Source organism: Photobacterium gaetbulicola (assembly GCF_003025515.1).
GTDB lineage: Bacteria > Pseudomonadota > Gammaproteobacteria > Enterobacterales > Vibrionaceae > Photobacterium > Photobacterium gaetbulicola.
The window spans coordinates 1-2,681 of record NZ_PYME01000059.1 but is presented as its reverse complement, the minus strand read 5'-3'; the positions used below and the strand labels follow the sequence as shown (position 1 = coordinate 2,681).

Here is a 2,681-nt window from a genome sequence, read left to right as displayed (position 1 = left end):
TGGGCATGTACTCATTGAGAGATGGGTATGAGTCACTGAAAATATATTCGGAACCGCCGTATGCGACCCACGCTTGTACGGTGGTGTGAGAGGACGGAGGCCGTGAGGCCTCCTCCTACTCGATTATCTGTACAGCGATTTAATTTAGTCAAAATATCAGACAATAAAAAGGCCAGCCGGATAGCCGGCTGGCCGATAGGGGAGTAAGGCTTGGAGGCCTAGCGAGGCGACCTTACAGAACCATTGATGCAACCCAGCCGAAGGCAATCAGTGGAAGGTTGTAGTGGATAAACGTCGGTACGACGGAGTCCCAGACGTGCTCGTGCTGTCCGTCTGCATTCAAGCCTGCTGTTGGACCCAGCGTAGAGTCAGAAGCCGGCGAACCTGCATCCCCCAGCGCTGCTGCCGTACCTACAAGGGCTACGGTTGCCAGCGGGGAGAACCCGAAGGTTAGGCATAGTGGTACGTAAATCGTCGCCAGGATAGGAATGGTCGAGAACGAAGAGCCGATCCCCATCGTTACCAACAGGCCAACTACCAACATCAGCAGCGCAGCAAGCGGCTTGTTGTCGCCAATAATTTCAGCCAGCGAGCTAACCAGTGTTTCAACGCCACCAGTGGCTTTCATTACCGAGGCGAAGCCTGCAGCAGCAATCATGATAAAGCCGATCATCGCCATCATGTGGACACCTTTGGTGAACACGTCATGGGTTTCCTTCCACTTGATCACCCCACCGAAGGTAAACACCATGAAGCCAATCAAGCCACCAACGATCATCGAGCCGCTGTATAGCTGAGCCCCCAGAGCAGCGATAATCGCACCAACAGCAATGTAGACATGCTGCATGTTGATCTCTTTGTGCTCAGGCTCCGCTGCCAGGATCTGCTCTTCAGAGTATTCGCGTGGTTTGCGGTAGGTAAAGAATGTTGCCACCAGCAGACCGAAAATCATCCCCAGAGCAGGCAGCAGCATGGCAAAAGGTACTTGGCCGGCAGAGACATCAAGGCCGTTGTCATGCAGGTTCTTCAACAGGATGTTGTTGAGGAAAATACCACCGAAGCCAACTGGCAGTACCATGTATGGTGTGACCAGGCCGAATGTCAGCACACAGGCAATCAAGCGGCGGTCAATTTTCAACTTGGCGAAAACATGGAGTAGGGGCGGGATCACAATTGGGATAAACGCAATGTGAACCGGGATCGCATTCTGAGAAGAAATGGCTAGAAGCACAAGAATGATTAAAACAGAATACTTTACGCCCGTGGCAGCGGCAGCATTGTCATGGCCACTGATACGCTTGATAACTTTTTGGGCCAGAACGTCGGTAATGCCAGAGCGAGAAATCGCTACGGCAAACGTACCTAGCATGGCATAGCTCAATGCCGTGGTGGCACCGCCACCCAAACCGCCTTCGAAAGCTGAGATGGTTTCCGAAAGTGGCATCCCGCCAATCAGGCCACCAAGAATGGCACTGAAGGTAAGCGCGACAACAACGTTTACTCGCAATAATGCGAGCAAAAGCATAACGCATACCGAAATTACTACTGGGTTCATAAACTTAAGATCCGTCCATTGTGTTATGTCGTGATTTGCTCGAAGTTTGCACACTATGTGCAATGTTTCTTATTTGTTTTGGCTGTTTTGCTCAAAGGAAATTAATTTACAACATGTAGAATAAAAATTCATGTCGTGAAGGAATTTTCTTTATTGTGCTGCGTGTCTAAGCCTTGTCACTTTACCCTGTCTATACTGGTTTCGCCATTATGGTATGAATATTCGGCAGTAGTACATAGATATTACTGCATGATCTTACTTTGGTTTCGGTTGTTGAACAAAAAACAGCCAAGCCAACAACATGGAGTTTGTTATGAGTGTTCTAGTTGGCCGCCCGGCCCCGGATTTTACTGCTGCGGCAGTACTTGGTAACGGTGAAATCGTTGATGCCTTCAACCTACACAGCCATATTGCAGGCAAGCCTGCGGTGCTGTTCTTTTATCCGCTTGATTTCACGTTCGTCTGCCCATCGGAATTGATCGCCTTTGACAAGCGTTTTGCTGACTTCCAGGACAAGGGGGTTGAAGTGATCGGGGTTTCTATCGACTCCCAGTTCTCCCACAATGCATGGCGTAACACCGCAGTTGAAGATGGCGGTATCGGCCCTGTCCAGTACCCGCTGATTGCGGATACCAAGCATGAGATCTGCCAGGCCTACGATGTTGAGCATCCTGAAGCGGGTGTCGCTTTCCGTGGCTCTTTCCTGATTGACCGAGAAGGCGTGGTCCGCCACCAGGTTGTCAATGATCTGCCGTTAGGCCGTAACATCGATGAAATGCTGCGTATGGTTGACGCGCTGCAGTTCCACGAAGAGCACGGTGAAGTGTGCCCGGCCCAGTGGGAGAAAGGCAAAGAGGGGATGGATGCGTCACCACAGGGTGTAGCCGCGTACTTGTCCGAGCATACCGACGACCTGTAAATCGGCAGTTTAGTTACCGCCGACCGAAAGTGGTGTTGGCGGTGAGCGAAGATAAAAATAAGGCTAGCCGAAAGGCTAGCCTTCTTTATGGTGCGCCGAGCATGGCGTTGTTCTAGGAGGTGAAAGTCCTCTACGGGCTCAGTCGAGCGAGAACCGTTAGCCTATGCAAGGGTGTCCACCGTGAGGTGGGATCTGAAGGAAGCAAAC

The 2,681-nt window shown here is 51.1% G+C and carries 2 protein-coding genes and 1 pseudogene; 2 read left to right on the top strand and 1 reads right to left on the bottom strand.

Features of this window, described 5'->3' with window-relative positions; genetic code table 11:
- Positions 1 to 89: pseudogene (locus C9J03_RS27245) on the top strand (group II intron maturase-specific domain-containing protein); the annotation flags it as partial.
- 143 nt (positions 90 to 232) lie between these two features.
- Here C9J03_RS27245 and C9J03_RS26250 read toward each other — a convergent pair.
- Positions 233 to 1,555 carry a Na+/H+ antiporter family protein gene (locus C9J03_RS26250; RefSeq protein WP_107291818.1) on the bottom strand — a complete coding sequence of 441 codons (1,323 nt, stop codon included), beginning with the start codon at positions 1,553 to 1,555 and terminating at the stop codon, positions 233 to 235.
- A 313-nt stretch (positions 1,556 to 1,868) separates the two neighbouring features.
- On the opposite strand from C9J03_RS26250, the gene C9J03_RS26245 reads away from it, so the two are divergent.
- Positions 1,869 to 2,474 carry a peroxiredoxin C gene (locus tag C9J03_RS26245; RefSeq protein WP_107291817.1) on the top strand — a complete coding sequence of 202 codons (606 nt, stop codon included), beginning with the start codon at positions 1,869 to 1,871 and terminating at the stop codon, positions 2,472 to 2,474.
- The last annotated feature ends 207 nt before the right edge of the window (positions 2,475 to 2,681 follow it).